This window comes from Morganella sp. HMSC11D09 (assembly GCF_001807955.1).
Lineage (GTDB): Bacteria > Pseudomonadota > Gammaproteobacteria > Enterobacterales > Enterobacteriaceae > Morganella > Morganella morganii.
This window is the reverse complement of record NZ_KV791667.1, coordinates 17,495-36,800: the sequence shown is the minus strand read 5'-3', so window position 1 is coordinate 36,800 and position 19,306 is coordinate 17,495. Positions and strand designations below refer to the sequence as shown.

The 19,306-nt window shown below is 48.2% G+C and carries 15 protein-coding genes and 1 pseudogene; 13 read left to right on the top strand and 3 right to left on the bottom strand.

Going from position 1 to position 19,306, the window contains the following annotated elements:
• Positions 1–112 precede the first annotated feature (112 nt).
• Complete coding sequence (gene yghU / locus HMPREF3119_RS05940) at positions 113–955, top strand: glutathione-dependent disulfide-bond oxidoreductase (protein ID WP_032099247.1); 843 nt, start codon at positions 113–115, stop codon at positions 953–955.
• 53 nt (positions 956–1,008) lie between these two features.
• Here yghU and HMPREF3119_RS05935 read toward each other — a convergent pair whose 3' ends face one another.
• Entirely contained in the window at positions 1,009–2,943 is a 1,935-nt protein-coding gene (locus HMPREF3119_RS05935) for a methyl-accepting chemotaxis protein (RefSeq protein WP_046024979.1), read from the bottom strand.
• Positions 2,944–3,169: 226 nt separating this feature from the next.
• Between HMPREF3119_RS05935 and HMPREF3119_RS05930 the strand changes: the two genes are divergently transcribed.
• The gene (locus HMPREF3119_RS05930) at positions 3,170–3,823 is read left to right on the top strand and encodes a DUF1007 family protein (protein WP_004904538.1); all 654 of its coding nucleotides are present in this window, start codon (positions 3,170–3,172) and stop codon (positions 3,821–3,823) included.
• An 8-nt stretch (positions 3,824–3,831) separates the two neighbouring features.
• Positions 3,832–4,818, top strand: coding sequence for a nickel/cobalt transporter (locus HMPREF3119_RS05925; protein WP_070578931.1), 987 nt, complete (start codon positions 3,832–3,834; stop codon positions 4,816–4,818).
• Between the two features lie 43 nt (positions 4,819–4,861).
• On the opposite strand, the gene HMPREF3119_RS05920 is transcribed toward HMPREF3119_RS05925, so the two are convergent.
• Complete coding sequence (locus HMPREF3119_RS05920) at positions 4,862–5,290, bottom strand: hypothetical protein (RefSeq protein ID WP_070578928.1); 429 nt, start codon at positions 5,288–5,290, stop codon at positions 4,862–4,864.
• A 218-nt stretch (positions 5,291–5,508) separates the two neighbouring features.
• Between HMPREF3119_RS05920 and hsdR the strand changes: the two genes are divergently transcribed.
• The 6 genes from hsdR (at position 5,509) to HMPREF3119_RS05890 (ending at position 13,297) form a co-directional block, all read left to right on the top strand.
• Positions 5,509–7,938 (top strand): EcoAI/FtnUII family type I restriction enzme subunit R, encoded by a 2,430-nt coding sequence (gene hsdR / locus HMPREF3119_RS05915; protein ID WP_070578925.1) that lies wholly within the window; start codon positions 5,509–5,511, stop codon positions 7,936–7,938.
• Between the two features lie 70 nt (positions 7,939–8,008).
• Entirely contained in the window at positions 8,009–9,481 is a 1,473-nt protein-coding gene (locus HMPREF3119_RS05910) for an N-6 DNA methylase (RefSeq protein WP_070578922.1), read from the top strand.
• On the top strand, positions 9,481–11,262 hold the full coding sequence (locus HMPREF3119_RS05905; protein WP_070578919.1) for a restriction endonuclease subunit S: 1,782 nt from the start codon (positions 9,481–9,483) through the stop codon (positions 11,260–11,262). The genes HMPREF3119_RS05910 and HMPREF3119_RS05905 overlap by 1 nt, the downstream gene beginning before the upstream one ends.
• A 10-nt stretch (positions 11,263–11,272) precedes the next feature.
• On the top strand, positions 11,273–12,373 hold the full coding sequence (locus HMPREF3119_RS05900) for a PDDEXK family nuclease (protein ID WP_070578916.1): 1,101 nt from the start codon (positions 11,273–11,275) through the stop codon (positions 12,371–12,373).
• A gap of 41 nt (positions 12,374–12,414) precedes the next feature.
• Complete coding sequence (locus tag HMPREF3119_RS05895) at positions 12,415–12,852, top strand: hypothetical protein (protein WP_225902816.1); 438 nt, start codon at positions 12,415–12,417, stop codon at positions 12,850–12,852.
• An 82-nt stretch (positions 12,853–12,934) separates the two neighbouring features.
• Entirely contained in the window at positions 12,935–13,297 is a 363-nt protein-coding gene (locus tag HMPREF3119_RS05890) for a YibL family ribosome-associated protein (protein WP_036418318.1), read from the top strand.
• Positions 13,298–13,355: 58 nt separating this feature from the next.
• Here the strand turns inward: HMPREF3119_RS05890 and rhuM are convergent.
• A pseudogene (gene rhuM / locus HMPREF3119_RS19685) lies at positions 13,356–13,439 on the bottom strand (RhuM family protein); the annotation flags it as partial.
• Between the two features lie 107 nt (positions 13,440–13,546).
• On the opposite strand from rhuM, the gene HMPREF3119_RS05885 reads away from it, so the two are divergent.
• From HMPREF3119_RS05885 to fhuB, 4 genes are read left to right on the top strand one after another with little or no spacing between them, the layout of a single operon-like run.
• On the top strand, positions 13,547–15,622 hold the full coding sequence (locus HMPREF3119_RS05885) for a TonB-dependent siderophore receptor (RefSeq protein ID WP_024475112.1): 2,076 nt from the start codon (positions 13,547–13,549) through the stop codon (positions 15,620–15,622).
• 2 nt (positions 15,623–15,624) lie between these two features.
• Positions 15,625–16,398 (top strand): ABC transporter ATP-binding protein, encoded by a 774-nt coding sequence (locus HMPREF3119_RS05880; RefSeq protein ID WP_024475111.1) that lies wholly within the window; start codon positions 15,625–15,627, stop codon positions 16,396–16,398.
• Positions 16,399–16,427: 29 nt separating this feature from the next.
• Positions 16,428–17,312, top strand: a complete 885-nt coding sequence (locus HMPREF3119_RS05875) for an iron-siderophore ABC transporter substrate-binding protein (protein WP_240336359.1) — start codon at positions 16,428–16,430, stop codon at positions 17,310–17,312.
• On the top strand, positions 17,309–19,282 hold the full coding sequence (gene fhuB, locus HMPREF3119_RS05870) for a Fe(3+)-hydroxamate ABC transporter permease FhuB (RefSeq protein ID WP_036418302.1): 1,974 nt from the start codon (positions 17,309–17,311) through the stop codon (positions 19,280–19,282). The genes HMPREF3119_RS05875 and fhuB overlap by 4 nt, the downstream gene beginning before the upstream one ends.
• Positions 19,283–19,306: the final 24 nt, after the last annotated feature.

Here is a 19,306-nt window from a genome sequence, read left to right as displayed (position 1 = left end):
TGGCTTTTTTGCGTTTGGGCGAAAAGAAAATTCCGTTTGTATTTTATTCACCGAAAGGTAGATTGGATAACTGATCACTTCAATCCGGCAGAAAATACAAAGGAGCATCGTTATGGCTGATCCAACCTATGTCCCGCCTCAGGTGTGGGAATGGAAACAGAAAAACGGCGGAAAATTTGCCAATACCAACCGTCCTGTTGCCGGGGCGACACATGAAAAAGCCCTGTCTGTTGGTAAACACCCATTACAGCTTTACTCGCTGGGAACACCTAACGGTCAGAAAGTCACTATCATGCTTGAAGAACTGCTGGCGGCGGGGATCCGCGATGCGGAATACGATGCCTGGCTGATTGATATCGGCGAAGGCGACCAGTTTGGTTCCGGGTTTGTTGATATTAACCCGAACTCAAAAATTCCGGCATTGGTCGACAGAAGTGGTACGAAGCCGGTACGGATCTTTGAATCCGGAGCAATTCTTACGTATCTGGCAGAAAAATTTTCCCTGTTCCTGCCGGAAACTCAGCCTGAACGGGCTGAAACACTGTCATGGCTGTTCTGGCAGATGGGATCTGCACCATTTGTCGGCGGCGGGTTTGGCCATTTCTATGCGTATGCACCGGAAAAATATGAATATCCGATTAACCGCTACGCGATGGAAACCAAACGCCAGCTGGATGTCCTGAACCGTCAGCTCAGTCAGCATGAATTTATTGCCGGCGATAATTACACTATTGCTGATATGGCTGCATGGCCATGGTACGGTGGGTTAGTGCTGGGTACGCTGTATAATGCGGCGACATTCCTGTCTGTCAGTGAATATCCGCATGTGATCCGCTGGGCGAAGCAGATAGCGGCACGTCCGGCTGTTCAGCGCGGACGCCGGGTTAACCGCAGCGGCGGAGAGCCGTCAGACCGGTTTATCCGCGAACGTCATAATGCGTCAGATCTGGACTGATATTTCACGTGTTCCCGGCAGAGCGTTTTCTGCCGGGAAACGTATCTGCATTATTAACGCGGTTCCGGTAATTTAAAGGCCGATACCATCTGCGAAAGCTGTTCGGCTTCTCTTCGCAGGATTTGCGTCCGTGAAGCAGCATCATCAATTAATGTGGCATTCTGCTGTACCGTGGTATCCATCTCTGAGACAGCCATCGTAACCTCGGCCAGCCCTTTGCTCTGCTCCTCACCGGCAACGCGGATATCACTCATCAGCTGTCTTACCTGCAACACATCCATCACCAGATCTGCCAGCGTTTCTCCGGCTTCATGCACCTGATTACTGCCGGTTTTGACATTCTGCACAGACTCATCAATCAGCGCCTTAATCTCCTGTGCTGCCTGTGCACTGCGCTGAGCCAGTGATCTGACTTCAGTCGCCACCACTGCAAAGCCTCGCCCGGAATCACCGGCACGCGCGGCCTCGACGGCGGCATTCAGTGCCAGAATATTGGTCTGGAATGCAATACTGTCGATCACTGACACGATTTCAACCATTCGTCCGGATGATGTACTAACGCTGTTCATTGTCGAAATCACATCACGCATCATATCTCCGCAGCGGCTCGCTGTTTGTGCAGTGGTTTCCGCCAGTTCATCGGCCTGATGGGTATTCTCACTGTTCTGACGTACCGTCACGTTCAGTTCTTCCATCGCGGAAGCACTCTGCTCCAGCGCAGCGGCCTGCTGTGTGACCCGTGCGGATAATTCGTTATTATTATCAGCAAGATTAACGGTATTTCCAGCCACAACAGAGCTGCTGCTGCGTACCGTGAGCAACATGGATGATATTTTATCGGCAAACAGATTAAATGCCTGTGAGATAGCGGAGATTTCATCGGCACCGCGAACTTCCATCCGCCGGGTCAGGTCGCCTTCCCCGTGAGCGATGTCATCGAGGGCCTTACGGGTTTCATCGAGGCGGGTGATCAGTCGGCGGACAACCAGCCAGGAACCCAGCAACAACAGTGCCATGATCGGCAGCAGGGCTTCCAGCACATCCTGCATCATCACTTTTGCCAGCCCGGTGATCCGGCTCTCCGGCGTGACAAGGCCGATGACCCATCCGGTATCGGCCATCGGGAACAGCATCACCTGTGAAGCGGTGTTCAGCTGCCCGTCATTATCAATGCGGATACTGTCGATAGCGGATTGCTCTGAATGGGGTTGCTTCAGGCTTACCGCCACCGGTGCCAGCCAGGCTGATTGTGCAGCCAGTTCATCAAAGGTTTTGAATTGCTTACTGTCATCACCCGGAAAATAGATCAGTTGCCCCTGCCGGTCTGTCACAAAAGCATAGCCGCCGGTGCTGTTGCCGTATTGCTGCATAATCGCGGCGATATTATCCAGACGGATATCCGTTGTCGCGACACCGGCAAATTTTCCGTCGGTTTTGTACGGCACACTGCAGGTCACCATATTCACACCGGAAATGGCATCGCGGTAAACATCAGACCACAAACAGCTTTCCGTGGATTGCTCACGGGCATTCCGGTACCAGCTTTCATTGTGATAATTACCGGCACCCTCTGTATTGTACTCATCAGAAAAAACCAGTTCCCCGGCCGGGTTCCGTGCCCAGAAAAAGCTGCGTTTCTCAATTCCCGGGGTGAATGCCCCCGGCTCCGGCCAGATCCCGCCACCGGTGATCAGGCTGTTGTTTTCAATCAGATTGGGCGGGATATAGCGGTACAGCGCCTCATCATTGGGCAGCACTTCCGCCAGGCGCGCCAGACTGACCGTTTTTCCGTCTGTCTGAGATAAAATTGTACTGACCCGGGATGTCAGGCCGCGTCCGGTTTCTTCAATTAATGCAGTATTAATTTCCACAACGCGGGGCTGACCCCGCCACAGCATAACAACAATGATAATGGCAGTAGTGACGGCCAGGAGCAGGATGCCCCCGATAGTCAGGCGGGTTGAAATGCGGGACGGATACCAGGACATACAAAACTCCCGAAACAAATAAGGGTATATTTGAGTTATCGGCGGTGTGACTTATATCTTTATGATGTTTTATTGAACAGGTGAATGAATGACGGATATCTGTGGCAGGGATCGCACTTTCGTCATTTTATGATGTTTTTCTGTCTGCTGCGGTGTTTCAGAAAACAGTATTTTCATCCGTAACACTATGTTATGTTATAACATCTTTTGCCAGGTGAGATAATCTGTGAATTTAATCAGAAGAATGAATACGTTACTGCTCTCTTTCCTGTTTTTGCTGACATTCAGTCCGCAGGTGTTTGCACACCCGCACAGTTTTATTGATATGGAAACGACCCTTGTGACGGAAAACCATACGCTGAGGGGGATTGAATATGTCTGGAAAATGGATCCGATGACTTCCGCAGATATTCTGTATGATTTGATGAACAGCAAAGAAGACAGCCCGCAGTGGAAGAAGCAGGCAGCATCTGTGATGGCCAATATAATTGCACAGTCTTATTTTTCCGAACTGAATTATCAGAATAAAAAACAGCCTCTTAAACTCTTTCCGGACACCTACCGGATGACGCGTGAGGGATTACAGATTGTTATGTCATTCCGTGTCTCACTATTGCATCCGATACCGTTAGCCGGCAGTACCATTGAGCTGAAAACGTATGAACCGACTTTTTTTGTCAGTATGACCTACAACGGCAAACGCGCGGTTCACCTTTCTCCACCGGATGCATCACAGTGCCGGTTAGTTTTTACCGAGGCAGATCCTTCGGATACCCTGAAAGATTACGCGCTGTCGCTGGATACCGGCGATACCCCGGATGATGACCTGACGCTCGGTCGCCAGTTTGCACAGCAGATCACCTTACATTGCCCGGAGTGAGATAACGGATGACATCATATTCACGGATTATTCTTCAGCTCACTGTTGTACTTATTGTTTTGTCTGCGGGTGGGTTGCTGTATAGCCAGTGGCCGTCATTGCTGCATGTCAGTGCAAAATTACAAAAAGAACTGAATGTTGAAATGGCGGTGCTGATTCAGAAAGTAGTGTCTGATCCGCTGAAAGCGGGCGGGCTTCTGACGCTTTTCAGTTTTTTATACGGCTTATTGCACGCACTGGGTCCCGGCCACGGTAAAGTTATCCTTTCTGCTTACATCGCCACACATCCGGCAAAATTACGCCACAGCGCGTTATTAAGTATTCTGGCTTCTCTGCTTCAGGGCACTGTGGCGGTTATTTTAGTCTCTGTTGTACTGTTTATATTAAATTTGTCAGTACGCCAGTTAAATAATGTCAGCCAGATAACGGAGAAAGCCAGCTATGCATTTATTATTCTTTTTGGCGCCATTATTGTTATCCGCACATTACGTCGTTTATTTATCAGACCACCGGTCAATAAGCCGCAAATAAAAACAATCCGCGTATCGGATAATAAACCCCCTGTTGCGTTAAAACCGGTTTATCTGCAAAGCGGACAAGTTCAGACATGCAGTTGTGGTCATCAGCATGTTATGCCGGGAAATACAGTCACCGGCAATTGGCGGACACAAGCCGGTATGATTCTGGCCATGGGCAGCCGACCGTGTTCGGGGGCATTATTAGTTTTACTGTTCTCATCAGTTATCGGTGTTTTTCACTGGGGAATTATTGCCGTATTCGCAATGGCGCTGGGAACCGGTATCACACTGTGTATGATAGCCTGGTTCGTACACAGCATGCGCTTTCTGGCACTGCGCCTGTCCCGTAATCCGGGGCGGACACCAAACCGGTATTATAGCGATATTTTCCGGCTGATCGCCGGGGGGATCTTTATTATTGCGGGGCTGCTGATGTATCAGGGAGCCGGGATATCAGCAGGGGGATTTTTTGTCTGAAAATAAAAAGACACCGGACTCAGCCGGTGTCTTATATTCACCGCTATTTAACCAGTTTCAGCACCAGTTCCGGTGCCATTTCTCTTCTGACACTGTCCAGTGACAGCATAATATTACCGGGGTGCCTTGATTCACCCATATATGCGGGTTTGTAGAGAATTTCAATCATTTGTTCATAGATCAGGTTATTGATCTCATTACTGGTTTCATCCAGTCCGCCCCGGATTTTATTCCGGACAAAATCATATTCCGTATTATTCTTTGAATTGTCGTAACGATACATCGGTGCGTGAAGTTCGCCGGTAAAACTGGCCCGGTAATTTTTTAATTCCTGGTTATAGACAAAGTTATAAATCAGATCAACGCGGGCATATAAACTTTTTGATGAATCGTCATATAAGGACTGATAGGTATCAAGATTTTTCCGGCAGGCTTCTGTGAATAATTTATGATTTTCAGCATCAGCTGCCATACCGACATCAATCAGAATCGTGTAAATATCCTGCCGGATATAGGTACTGTCCTAACGTACTTTCTTCATTATGACCTCTGCTGTTTTCATGGCAGAAAGCCTGATTATAGTTGTTCCATTTCAGGGGAAGTGAATACCCGAAATGTTGCTTTAGTCCTTACCTGATGCACTAATTTGTGTAGAATCAGAGCTAACCCACTTTCATGGAGCGCTCTGCTATGGCTGGTGTAAACAAAACGAATATGAGTGAAACGGATATTATCAGCAAATTTATCCTTCCCGCAGTTAAGGATGCCGGCTGGGATGATTTGACTCAGATTCGTCAGGAAGTGAAACTGCGTGATGGTAAGATAGTGGTCCGCGGAAAGCTGGCATCACGTATCAAAGTGAAATCTGCCGATATCGTACTGTATCACAAGCCTAACCTGCCATTGGCGGTTATCGAAGCCAAAGCCAATAAGCACGCCATCAGTAAAGGGATGCAGCAGGGACTGGATTATGCCGGACTGCTTGATGTACCCTTTGTGTTTGCTTCTAACGGTGATGGGTTTATCTTCCATGATAAAACCAATCCGCAGCAGCTCGAATCAGAAATTATGCTTGATGCTTTCCCGGCACCAGAGCTGCTCTGGCAAAAATATTGCGACTGGAAAGGGTTTACTCAGCAACAGTTGCCCGTTATCAGTCAGGATTATTACGATGACGGCAGCGGGAAATCGCCCCGTTACTATCAGATGCGGGCAATTAACCGGACGATAGATGCCGTATCAGCGGGAAAGAATCGTATTTTGCTGGTTATGGCAACCGGCACGGGCAAAACCTATACCGCGTTCCAGATAATCTGGCGGCTGTGGAAAGCCAGAAATAAGAAACGTATTCTGTTTCTTGCAGACCGCAACATTCTGGTCGATCAGACTAAAAATAATGATTTTCAACCTTTCGGCACTGCGATGACCAAAGTCACCGGCCGTACTATCGATCCTGCTTATGAAGTACATCTTGCATTGTATCAGGCCATTACCGGACCGGAAGAGAATCAGAAAGCCTATAAACAGGTTGCTCCGGATTTCTTTGACCTGATTGTGATTGACGAATGTCACCGTGGCAGTGCGTCCGAAGATTCCGCCTGGCGGGAGATTCTGGAGTATTTCGGCAGCGCCACTCAGATTGGCCTGACAGCAACACCAAAAGAAACAGAAGACGTCTCCAATATCGATTATTTTGGTGAACCGGTTTACACCTATTCACTGAAAGAGGGAATTGAAGACGGTTTCCTCGCCCCTTACAAAGTCGTGCGTGTTGATATCGATGTCGATGTTCAGGGCTGGCGGCCGGTTAAAGGTCAGTTGGATAAATACGGCAAAGAGATTAAAGACCGTATATACAATCTGAAGGATTTTGACCGCACGCTGGTTATTGATGAGCGTACTATGCTGGTGGCGAAGACTATCACCGATTACCTGAAACGTACCAACCCGATGGATAAAACCATTGTTTTCTGTAACGATATTGATCATGCAGAGCGGATGCGTCATGCGCTGGTGGTGCTTAATCCTGAGCAGGTATTGAAGAACGAAAAATACGTGATGAAAATTACCGGTGACGATGATATCGGCAAAGCACAGCTGGATAACTTTATTAATCCGAAAAAGCCTTATCCGGTGATAGCAACCACCTCAGAATTGATGAGTACGGGCGTCGATGCGCAGACCTGCAAGCTGGTCGTGCTGGATCAAAATATTCAGTCCATAACCAAATTTAAGCAAATCATCGGGCGCGGTACGCGTATCAACGAAAAGTACGGTAAGTTGTGGTTCACCATTCTCGACTTTAAAAAAGCAACCGAACTGTTTGCGGATGAGCGCTTTGACGGCGTGCCGGAAAAAGTGCTGGTGGTCAGACCCGGTGACATTTCCGATCAGGATTCGGATTTTAACGAGCAACTTGATGCGGAAAATGATGATAATACCGCCGGTGAAGCGCGGGAAGATACCGCTGACTATCAGGTTAACCGCGACAGGTATGAAGGCTGTGGTGAATTCCATAGTGATGATGACGACAAAGTCCGTAAATTCTATGTGAATGGCGTACACGTAAAAGTGCTGGCTAAACGTGTTCAGTATTATGATTCTGACGGTAAACTGGTGACTGAATCCTTCCGCGATTACACCCGCAAAACAATGCTGAAAGACAGTGAGTACGCTTCACTGGATGGCTTTATGCGCAAATGGAAGAATGCTCCGCGCAAACAGGTCATCATTGAAGAACTGGAGCAACTGGGGATTTTATGGGATGTACTGGCCGAAGAGGTGGGTAAAGATCTCGACCCGTTTGATTTGCTCTGCCATGTGGTGTACGGTCAGCCGCCGTTAACGCGTCAGGAGCGTGCAGCAAATGTGCGTAAACGTAACTATTTTACGAAGTATGCCGAACCGGCTCAGCAGGTACTTAATACTCTGCTGGACAAATATGCTGATGAAGGTGTGCAGGAAATTGAGGACGTTCTGGTGCTCAAACTGAAACCGTTTGATGCGCTGGGCCGTCCGGGAGAGATCATCAGAGCCGGCTTTGGTAACAAAGCAGCGTATGAGCAGGCCGTCAACGAACTGGAAAACGAAATCTACCGGTTACCGCCACGATTAGCCTGACAGCGAATAAATATATTGCCACCGCCGCGCCTGTGGCCGGTGGCTGTCTTTTTTAGTATGGAAAGAAAACATGTCGATTAGTTCAGTAATTAAATCCCTTCAGGACATTATGCGTAAAGATGCCGGTGTTGACGGTGATGCCCAGCGTTTGGGGCAACTGTCATGGCTGTTGTTCCTGAAAATTTTCGATACCCAGGAAGAAGAGCTGGAACTGGAGCTGGATGATTATCAGTTCCCGATCCCGAAGCGCTATTTATGGCGCAGCTGGGCAGCAGATAGTGAGGGTATTACCGGTGATGAGTTACTGGAGTTTGTGAACGACGATCTTTTTCCGGGGCTTAAAAACCTCATCGCGCCGATCGATAAAAATCCGCGTGGCTTTGTTGTCAGACAGGCGTTCAGCGATGCCTATAACTATATGAAAAATGGCACACTGCTGCGCCAGGTGATTAACAAGCTCAATGAAATTGATTTCGGCAGCAGCCGGGAACGGCATCTGTTTGGCGATATTTACGAACAGATCCTGCGTGACCTGCAAAGTGCAGGAAATGCAGGTGAATTCTATACTCCACGCGCCGTGACGCGCTTTATGGTCAATCGTATTGATCCGAAGCTGGGTGAGTCAATTATGGACCCGGCGTGCGGTACCGGCGGTTTCCTCGCCTGTGCGTTTGACCATGTGAAAGAGCATTACGTCAATACCACCGAAGACCACAAAATACTGCAAAAACAGATCTGCGGCGTAGAGAAAAAGCAGCTTCCGCATTTGCTGTGTACCACCAACATGCTGCTGCACGGCATTGAAGTACCGGTACAAATCCGCCATGACAACACACTCAATAAGCCGCTTTCTTCCTGGGATGAGCAGATTGATGTGATTGTTACCAACCCGCCGTTTGGCGGTACCGAAGAAGACGGTATCGAGAAAAACTTCCCGGCAGAGATGCAGACCCGTGAAACCGCTGATCTGTTTCTGCAATTAATTATCGAAGTACTGGCAGACAAAGGCCGCGCGGCAGTGGTATTACCGGATGGCTCGTTGTTTGGCGAAGGAGTGAAAACCAAGATTAAAAAACTGCTCACTGAGGAGTGCAATCTGCACACCATCGTGCGGTTGCCGAACGGCGTGTTTAACCCGTACACCGGTATCAAAACTAATATTCTGTTTTTCACCAAAGGTCAGCCAACCAAAGAGGTGTGGTTCTATGAGCACCCGTACCCGGACGGCGTGAAGAACTACAGTAAAACCAAACCGATGAAGTTTGAAGAGTTTCAGGCTGAGATCGACTGGTGGGGAAATGAAGCCGACGGTTTTGCTGCCCGTAAAGAAAACCATCAGGCGTGGAAAGTCAGCATTGATGACATTATCGCCCGCAACTTCAACCTCGATATTAAAAATCCCTATCAGGGCGAAATCATCAGCCACGACCCGGACGAATTGCTGGCGCAGTACCAGAAACAGCAGGCGGAAATCAGCAAACTGCGTAACCAGTTGCGCGATATTCTTGGCGCTGCACTGACAGGCAATAAGGATGCTAACTGATGACTGTTGAGAAGCTGATCTCTGACCATATCGATATCTGGTCTTCTGCCCTGCAAACCCGCTCCACTGCCGGGCGTGGCAGCAATGGCAAAATCGATCTCTATGGTATTAAGAAACTGCGTGAGCTGATTCTGGAACTGGCGGTACGCGGAAAACTGGTGCCGCAGGACCCGAATGATGAACCGGCGTCGGAGCTGTTAAAACGTATTGCGGCTGAGAAAGCGGAGCTGGTAAAACAGGGGAAAATTAAAAAGCAAAAACTACTTCCTGAGATTAGCGAAGATGAGAAGCCGTTTGAGCTGCCGGTGGGGTGGGAGTGGGCTCGTTTAGGTAACACTGTTGCAATTATTCGTGGAATTACATTTCCTGCAAGTGAAAAGCATAAAGAACCGTCAGAAGGAAAAGTTGCTTGTTTGCGGACTGCGAATATTCAAGATAGCATTGAATGGGATGATTTACTTTATGTCAGTAAATCTTTTGTGAAGCGTTCTGAGCAATTCGCTGAAAAAGGCGATATTGTTATGTCGATGGCAAATAGTCGAGAGCTGGTTGGAAAAGTTGCATATATCTATAACATTCCTACTGGCTCTGCAACATTTGGTGGTTTTCTAAGTGTCATCAGGCCATATGGTTTTAATGCTGGTTTTTTGATGTCAGTATTACGTTCTCCGAATATAAAATCTATTCTTATTGATAGCTCCAGTCAGACAACAAATATTGCTAATATTTCTCTCGAAAAACTTAACCCCCTTGTTATTTTAGTTCCCCCTGTTAAGGAACAGAATAGAATTGCTTCTAAAGTTGAGGAGCTCATGTCCCTCTGCGACCAACTGGAACAGCAATCTTTATCCAGTCTGGATGCTCATCAGCAACTGGTAAAAACCCTGCTGGCAACGCTGACCGATAGCCAAAATGCCGAAGAACTCGCCGAAAACTGGGTGCGAATCAGCCAGCATTTCGACACGCTGTTTACCACTGAAGCCAGCATCGATGCACTTAAGCAAACCATTCTGCAACTGGCAGTTATGGGTAAACTTGTGTCGCAAGATCCTAACGATGAACCTGCTTCTGAACTGCTTAAACGTATTGAGCAAGAGAAAGCGGAGCTGGTAAAAGAAGGGAAAATTAAAAAACAAAAACCACTGCCGCCAGTGAGTGATGAGGAAAAGCCATTTGAATTGCCGGAAGGGTGGGTGTGGTGTCGTTTAGCAGAACTCGTTGCTATAAAAGGCGGGAAAAGGGTTTCAAATGGTTATAAATTACTAACAGAACCAACTCCTCATGTCTATATTCGTGTGGCGGATATGAAAGATGGGACTATTGATTTATCTGATTTAAAATATATTGATGAAGAAATGCACCAAAAAATCAAGAACTATATAATAACTAAAGATGATATTTATATGACAATTGTTGGTGCGACAATTGGTAAATGCGGTACTGTTCCGGCGTTGCTGGATGGTATGAATCTTACTGAGAATGCAGCTAGACTAATACCATCAAAATTAATTTCAAAAGACTATTTATATCTGTGTTTAAGAAGCGATCTTTGCCAAGAACAATTTATAGATAAAACAATGCAGGTAGGTGTGCAAAAAATGGCTTTAAATAGATTGGCTAATACACTTATTGCACTGCCTTCAACTAACGAGAGTTTGAGAATAAGGGACAGAGTTAAGGAAATGAATAAACTATGTTCAAAATTGGTATGTGGAATAATTGAATCCCAACAAACCAAGCTTCATCTGGTGGATGCACTCACTGACGCAGCATTAAACTAAGGAACAGACGATGCCGGTTCATCATGCTATCTGGCGGGTCGGAGATAAACCCCGGCCGCTGACCATCAGTAAACTCGCCAGTGAGCAGTTGCTGGAGAAGATGATTTTAAATGACCCGACCATTCTCTCCGACCAGTGGATGATTATCGGCCATCAGGAAAATACCCTCGATAAGGGCCGTATCGATCTGCTGGCGATTGCGCCGGACGCATCACTGGTCCTGATTGAACTTAAACGTGACCGTACGCCGCGTGAAGTGGTCGCACAGGCACTGGACTACGCCTCCTGGGTGGATGATCTTACTGCTGACCGTCTGTCGCAGATTTATGAAAAATTCTCTGGTGGCGGCAATCTGGGTGATGCATTCAGACTGCGTTTCAATGCTGAGCTGGAGGAAGAATCGCTTAATCAGTCACATCAAATCATTATTGTGGCGGCAGAGCTGGACCCGTCCACCGAGCGTATTGTGGATTATCTGAGTAAAAATGGTATCTCAATCAACGTCCTGTTCTTTAAGGTTTTTCAGCATGGAGAAGAGCAATTCTTAAGCCGCGCCTGGCTTATCGACCCGAGTGAAACGCAAACTAATGCGGCACAGGCCACCGCCACAAGTGCGAATGCAAAAGAACCCTGGAATGGTGAGTTTTATGTCTCGTTTGGCGACCCGCAAAGCCGTGTCTGGGAAGAGGCTCGTCGTTACGGATTTATCAGTGCGGGCGGCGGAAGCTGGTACAGCCAGACGCTGAAACAACTTCAGCCGGGGGACCGGGTGTGGGTAAAAATCCCGGCGACGGGTTATGTCGGCGTTGGTATTGTTCAGAGCGCTGTTGAGCCTGCCGGTAGCTTTACTATCACCACAGAAGAGGGTGAAAAGCTGGCGATGGATGTACTCAGGTACAGGGAACTTTATCAGCGGAATGCCGATGATCCTGATAAATCTGAGTATTTTGTCCCTGTCAAATGGCTGGAAACCCGCAGTGAACAAGAGGCGGTAAATGAAGTCGGATTCTTCGGTAACCAAAATACCGTTTGTAAACCCACGGCACCGAAATGGCGCCATACTGTCGAAAAATTAAAACGCTATTTTAAAAACTGGAATGTGAAGGAGTAAGATTCCGGGCGGACATAACAACTTTCCATTCAGGAGGAAAGATGACTACAGCAGAATCAGGACAGTTAAAGGTCTTGCAAAAACTAATGAGCCTTGGTGCTATAAATGTTTCCGTCTGCAAAGAAGGCCGCAGAACGTTTATCAAATTTGACTCTCCAACTGGCAAAAAATATAAAGTAACAACCAGAGCTAAAATGTCAGGGACGTGGCAAACATCAATCAACTATGCAAATAAGTGTGTACCTGATAAAAAAGACAATGAATTCTGGATATTTATCGATATCAGAAAAGAGCCTGCCACTTTTTATATAATACCATTGTCATGGATACAGAATGATATTTATGAGGCTCATTCAGATTATTTAGATAAACATAACGGAAGGCGGGCTATTAATGATAACTCGACTCATCATGCTATTTCGGTAAAACGAATTTCTGAATGGAAAGACGCATGGGCACAATTGGGTTTTAATGTTTAAAATTGTGACATCTTCCCTTTTCGTCCTCTTATGCAGAATGGTGTATACTTCCCGGCAGGAAATTTATTCACGGTTAATTAAAATGAAAGAAAACGAAAAAGCACAAATCAAGCTTCTCAGCGACCGTTTAGACCTTACCCGTCACCAGATGGCCGGTATGCTGCAAAAGAACGAAACGGAAAAGTACGCAGAACTTGAGAAAGAAAAAGCCGCGCTGGAAACTGACATTGCCCGTCTGAAGGAACAACGAAGCAAGAAACTCAGCAAAGAAGCACAAAAGCTGGTGGATATGCCGTTCAAGCGCTCTATCACTAAGAAAGAACAGGCTGATATCGGCAAGCTGAAGAAATCGGTGCGGGGCCTGATCATTGTCCATCCGATGACGGCGTTAGGCCGCGAAATGGGACTGGATGACATGACCGGTTTTTCTAAGACTGATTTCTAGCCGGAAAACCAATCCGGCTCAAACCTGTCATGGTACGCTGATACCGGAAGGATCTTAATTCCCGGTTCACAGCCATAGCGAAAATATCTTTCACCCGTAAATACACCCGCCGCTCACTGGCACGGATATCACGGATGCGTTCGGGTGACCTCTTCCCTTTCTTCAGTATCGGTTAAATTTTAGTTCCATACAGCATAATCATAGTTAATAATACTCATTATCGTTATTATTCGTCTTTTCAGGGGCGCTATGACTAATTTTTTTTATTTCAAACCCTTAGCTATCACACTTCATGTTTTCGTTGCCCTTTGTGCTGTACCTGCGTACTCACAAACAGCAAACAGTAATACTTCTGACACTGTTGTTGTCAGTGCCGGGGTGCTGAAAGTTGACACCGCATTACAGGAAACACCGCAATCCGTTTCTGTTATTACGCAAAAAGAGCTGGAAACCCGCGCACCGCAAAAACTGGATGAAGCACTGCGCTACACCTCAGGGGTAACTGCTCAGCCTTACGGTGCGGATAATGATACTGACTGGTTTAAAATCCGTGGTTTTGATGCCGCGACCTATCTGGATAACAGCCGTTTATTCCGCGACGGGTATTATACCTGGCTGCTTGAACCTTATGGTTTCGAACAAATTGAAGTTGTTAAAGGCGCGTCTGCGGTTCTGTTTGGCGAATCTACCCCCGGTGGTGCTGTAAACGTGGTGACTAAAAAGCCGCTGTTTACCCCGAAAGGGGAATTTTTCCTTGAAGCAGGAAATAATGATCAGCGCGGGTTTGGTTTTGATGTTGCCGGTCATGCCAGCGATGATGGGGATATCCGTTACCGGATAGTCGGTTTGATGAAACAGGCAGACGGTGAACTGGATAAAACGGATAACAAACGAATTTATCTGGCGCCTTCACTTGCGATGGCGCTTTCTGACGATACCATGCTGACATTGATGGCAACGTATCTGCATGATGATGGTACACCAACCAACCCGTTTTTCCCTGCAGCCGGTACACTGATCGATTCACCTTACGGAAAAATTAAACCGTCAGCGAATCTTGGCGAGCCGGATTATGATAAATACAAGCGCTCACAGTTTTCCGCCGGATATCTGCTGGAACACGATATTGACACGACCTGGCGTTTCTCCCAGCGCCTGAATTATGGTTATAATTCACTGACGCTGCGCAGTGTATATGCATTTCCGAACGCAGATACATCTGCAACCTCTCTCGCCCGTGGTGTTGTATTCCGTGACGGTAACAGCCAGAGTATAACATTCGATAACAACCTGACGGGACAATGGGATTCAGAACGTCTGGAGCACACCCTGCTGGCAGGGGCTGAAATTCAGTATCACCGGACAAAAGGTGATGAACAGGACAGTTATGCATTCAGTCCGATCAATCCGTGGAATCCGGTCTACGGACAATACGTACCACTGGACCCGGCCGATAATATTAACCGGACAATAGATAAAACTCAGGCAAGCCTCTATTCCCGGTACCAAATCAAGCTGGACGGTAAATGGATCGGTGTTGCCGGGGTGCGTTATGATCAGGTAAAAACTGAGAATAAAAATCAGACAGCTCATAATGATAAATCCCGGAATGATGGTGAGGTAAGTGTCAATGCCGGGCTGATGTATCTGGCGGATAACGGGTTATCACCCTATACCAGCTATTCACAGTCATTTGAAGTGATGAGCACCATCGACCCTGCGACCGGCGATTTGTATAAACCGCTGAAAGGTGAACAAATTGAGGCCGGAGTCAAATATACGCCTTCATTCCTCGATGGTTATCTGAATATTGCCTGGTTCAGTATTGAACAGAAAAATGCACTGGTTACCAATCCGGATACTTCTGTTGCCACACAGACAGGAAAAGTCACATCAACGGGGGCAGAAGCTGAAGGATTTGTGCAGTTGACTGATAATGTCAATGTTCAGGCATCCTATACCTACACAAATGCCAAAACAGATAATACCGGTGGTCAGGGACGTAAACAGACTGCGCTTATCCCTGAGCACATGGCATCCGCCTGGGTCAATTACACACTGCCGGTAACCGGCAGCGGAGAACTGACACTTGGCTCCGGTGTCCGCTATCTCGGTAAATCAAAAGACAATCCGGCGAGCAGTGATCGTACTGTGTCTGCTGCTGCATTATGGGATGCTGCGGTCATTTATAAGCTGAACAAACAATGGCAGCTTCAGGTCAATGTGAATAATCTGCTGAATAAAGAATATATTTCTGCATGTGATTATTACTGCTATTACGGCCAATCCCGTTCTGTTGTCGTTCAGACCAAATACAGCTGGTAGTTATGTTTGAACTGAATGGTATCCGTGTTGTACGTGACGGGAGGGTAATTTTATCCGTCCCGTCCCTGACGATCCCGGCAACGGAACTGACTGTTGTGCTTGGTCATAACGGGTCAGGAAAATCCACCCTGGTTGATCTGCTGGCCGGTCAGACCCGGCCGGATCAGGGGGAAATTTTGCTGAATAATAAAAACCTCACCGGTTACACCAAACGGGAGCTGGCACAACAAGTGGCATTTTTGCCGCAAAAACTGCCGGTTTCTGCCGGGCTGACCGTCCGTGAACTGGTCAGCCTGGGGCGTTTTCCCTGGCGCGGCACATTTGGCCGCCGGCATCCGGAAGATAACATTATTATCTCACAAGCCATGGAGAGTGCCGGTGTCACGGAATTTGCACAAATACCCGCCGATAATTTATCCGGCGGTGAACGTCAGCGCGCATGGGTTGCCATGTTACTGGCACAGCAATCCCCGGTACTGATCCTCGATGAGCCGACATCCGCACTGGATATTCATCATCAGTACCAACTGATGAGGCTGCTGCAGGATTTAAACCGCACACAGCGTACCGGTATCATCGTTATCCTTCATGACCTTAATCTTGCATTGCAGTATGCAACCCATATTATCGCCCTGAAAAAAGGCAAAGTAGCGTTTGAAGGCAATGCTGCATTGCTGGAGGATGAAACCCGTCTTTCCGGATTATATGAAACGGCTATCAGGTTAATACCGCATCCGGATACGGAACAACGAAAAGTGGCAGTCGTATGCAACTGATGTTATTACGTTTAATCCGGTTATCCGCCATGTTTTTTTTGATGTTTGCGGCAGCAGGGCAGGCGGCTGTCACAATAAATGATGACCGTGGCGGGCACACGTTTGAAACCATACCGCAGCGGGTCGTGGTGCTGGACTGGGATCTGCTTGAACAAACGCTGTCATTAGGGATAACTCCTGCCGGGGCAACAGAAACCAGCGGTTACCGGCAGTGGGTCCGACTGCCGGTACTGACAGAAAATGTGGCTGAAACCGGAACCCGGGCAGAACCGAATCTCGAAAAAATTGCCGGACTGAAGCCGGATGTCATCCTGGCGGGTGCATCACAGGCAGATCTGATTCCGCTGTTAGAGCAGATAGCTCCCGTCGTTTATCTGACCAATTTTTCATCAGCAGATGATGCCGCTCCGGTGGCTATCCGTCACCTTAAAACGCTGGGGATACTGTTTGGCAGAGAACAGCAGGCGGATGAACAACTGGCTGCTTTAACGCAGCGGTTTACGGAGCTGAGCAATAAATTAGCGGCTGTCTATCCGCCGGGTACCCGGGTTACTGTCATTCGCTTTTCCACGCTGACTACTGTTTTTCTGCCGGCTGATAATTCTGCTGTTAACTATGTATTGCGTAACCTTGGCCTGACACCGGCAATCCCCCTGGACGCGCAGCCATGGGGAATCGCCCAGCGGCGGATCAATGTATTACAGGACGTCGGTGATGGTTATGTTCTCTGGTTTCGCCCTTTTCCTGAAGAAAAAAAACTGGCAGATACCCGTTTGTGGCAGGCGATGCCATTTGTGAAGCAGGGCAAAATCAATGGCGTTGCACCGGTCTGGAATTACGGTGGCGTCTGTTCATTGCAGCGGATGGCGGATGCCATTACGGATAGTTTACTGGAGATTGCGCCCGCCTCATGAAAACCCGTTACCTTATACTCTTTCTGCTGCTGTTTATTCTGTTGATAGTGATTAACTTGCAGCTTGAGCCCAGCTTATCTCCGCAACAGCAACTCAGCCTGATTTTTACGCCGGAAGCGGCACAAACGTTTCCGGCTGTATTTTATCTTTACGGACAATTGCCGAGACTTTGCATGGCATTGCTGGCGGGTGCGACGCTGGGGCTGACCGGCAGCCTGATGCAACAGCTGACACAAAATAACCTCACTTCCCCGATGACACTCGGAACATCATCCGGAGCCTGGCTTGCACTGGTTATTTTATCTGTCAGTTTCAGTGAATTGTCTGCTGATTATGCCGTTCCTGTTGCAACCGGAGGTGCGCTGCTGGCGTTTGCATTTGTCATCCTGATTACAGGAAGCCGTAATATTACAGGATTACCACTGATTGTTTCCGGAATGGTGGTCAATATTCTGCTTGGTGCCATCGCAACTGCGGTGATTACACTGAATTCGCAGTTTGCGCAAAATATTTTTATGTGGGGAGCCGGCGATCTGACTCAGGATGGCTGGCAGAATGTCACAGATGTTATGCCGCGCCTGCTGCCTGTTTTGTTTATTCTGCTGTTCGCCCCGCGGATACTGACGGTATTACGGCTGGGACACCAGGGCGCACAAGCACGCGGATTATCTGTTTTGCCGGTATTTTTGCTGTTTATGGTACTTTCAGCATGGCTGGTTTCAGTCGTGATCAGTACTGCCGGTATGATTGGCTTTATCGGATTGCTGGCACCGAATCTTGTCCGGATTGCCGGTGCACGCACTGCGCTACAGGAGCTGATTTTCTCTGTGATTGCCGGGGCGTTTTTACTGTTGTTTGCTGACACCCTGGCTCTGGCTCTCGGGCAACTGATGCAGACGGTGATCCCGACCGGTGTGATGACTGCCGCCATTGGTGCACCTGCACTTATTGTATTCAGCCGCCGCCGTTTCACCGCACAGGATCAGATGACCATTATTCTGAAACCGGTTATTTCTCCCCGTTTTCTGCCGCACGCAATGAGTGTTGTTGTACTTCTGCTGTTTGCCGGGCTGATGACCACGATCTTTTTTCAGCAATCAGAAACCGGCTTCCTGTGGGGGGCTCCGGAGCCTTTCCGCTGGTCTCTGAGATGGCCGCGGTTATTGTCAGCTGCCACGGCAGGTGTTGCACTGGCGCTGGCCGGAACCCTGTTACAACGGTTAATTTATAATCCGCTGGCAAGCCCGGATATTCTTGGTGTGTCATCCGGGGCGACGGTTGCACTTATCCTGATAAGCGTGTTAACGGGAAATATGATTCAGACCTCCCTCTGGGGAGCAGCACTGACCGGCAGTGCTCTGGTACTGGGGCTTTTACTTTTACTCGGACGCCGGCATCAGTTTGCACCGGCAACATTAATCCTTACCGGGATTGCGCTGACGGCGGGGCTGGAAGCCTTTGTGCAATTCTTTCTGGCGCAGGGGGCATTGAGTAATTACCGGATACTGCTGTGGCTGTCCGGTTCCACCTATCGTGTCAGCGGAGAGCAAAGTGTACTTTTTGCATCCGTGATTGCCGGACTGACTGTTATCATACTGGCACTCAGCCGCCGTCTGACGCTGATATCCATCGGCAGAACATTTGCTCAGGCCCGCGGATTGCATACCGGCCGTACCGCTCTGCTGATGCTGACACTGGTCGCCCTGTTGTGTGCTCTGGTGACAGCAACTGTAGGACCTCTGGCCTTTACCGGTCTGATTGCGCCACATATGGCGGCGTTGTGCGGTGCTCAAAAAGTTAAATCACAGCTGATTTTTGCCGGTCTGGCAGGCGCGGTTCTGATGATATGGGCGGACTGGCTGGGGCAAACGCTTATCTGGCCGTCACAGATAGCAGCCGGAACATTGGTATCTGTCCTTGGCGGCAGCTATTTCCTGGGGTTAATGCTGGTCAGCCGATTTCGGAAATAATCATAAAATATAATAGGATACAGC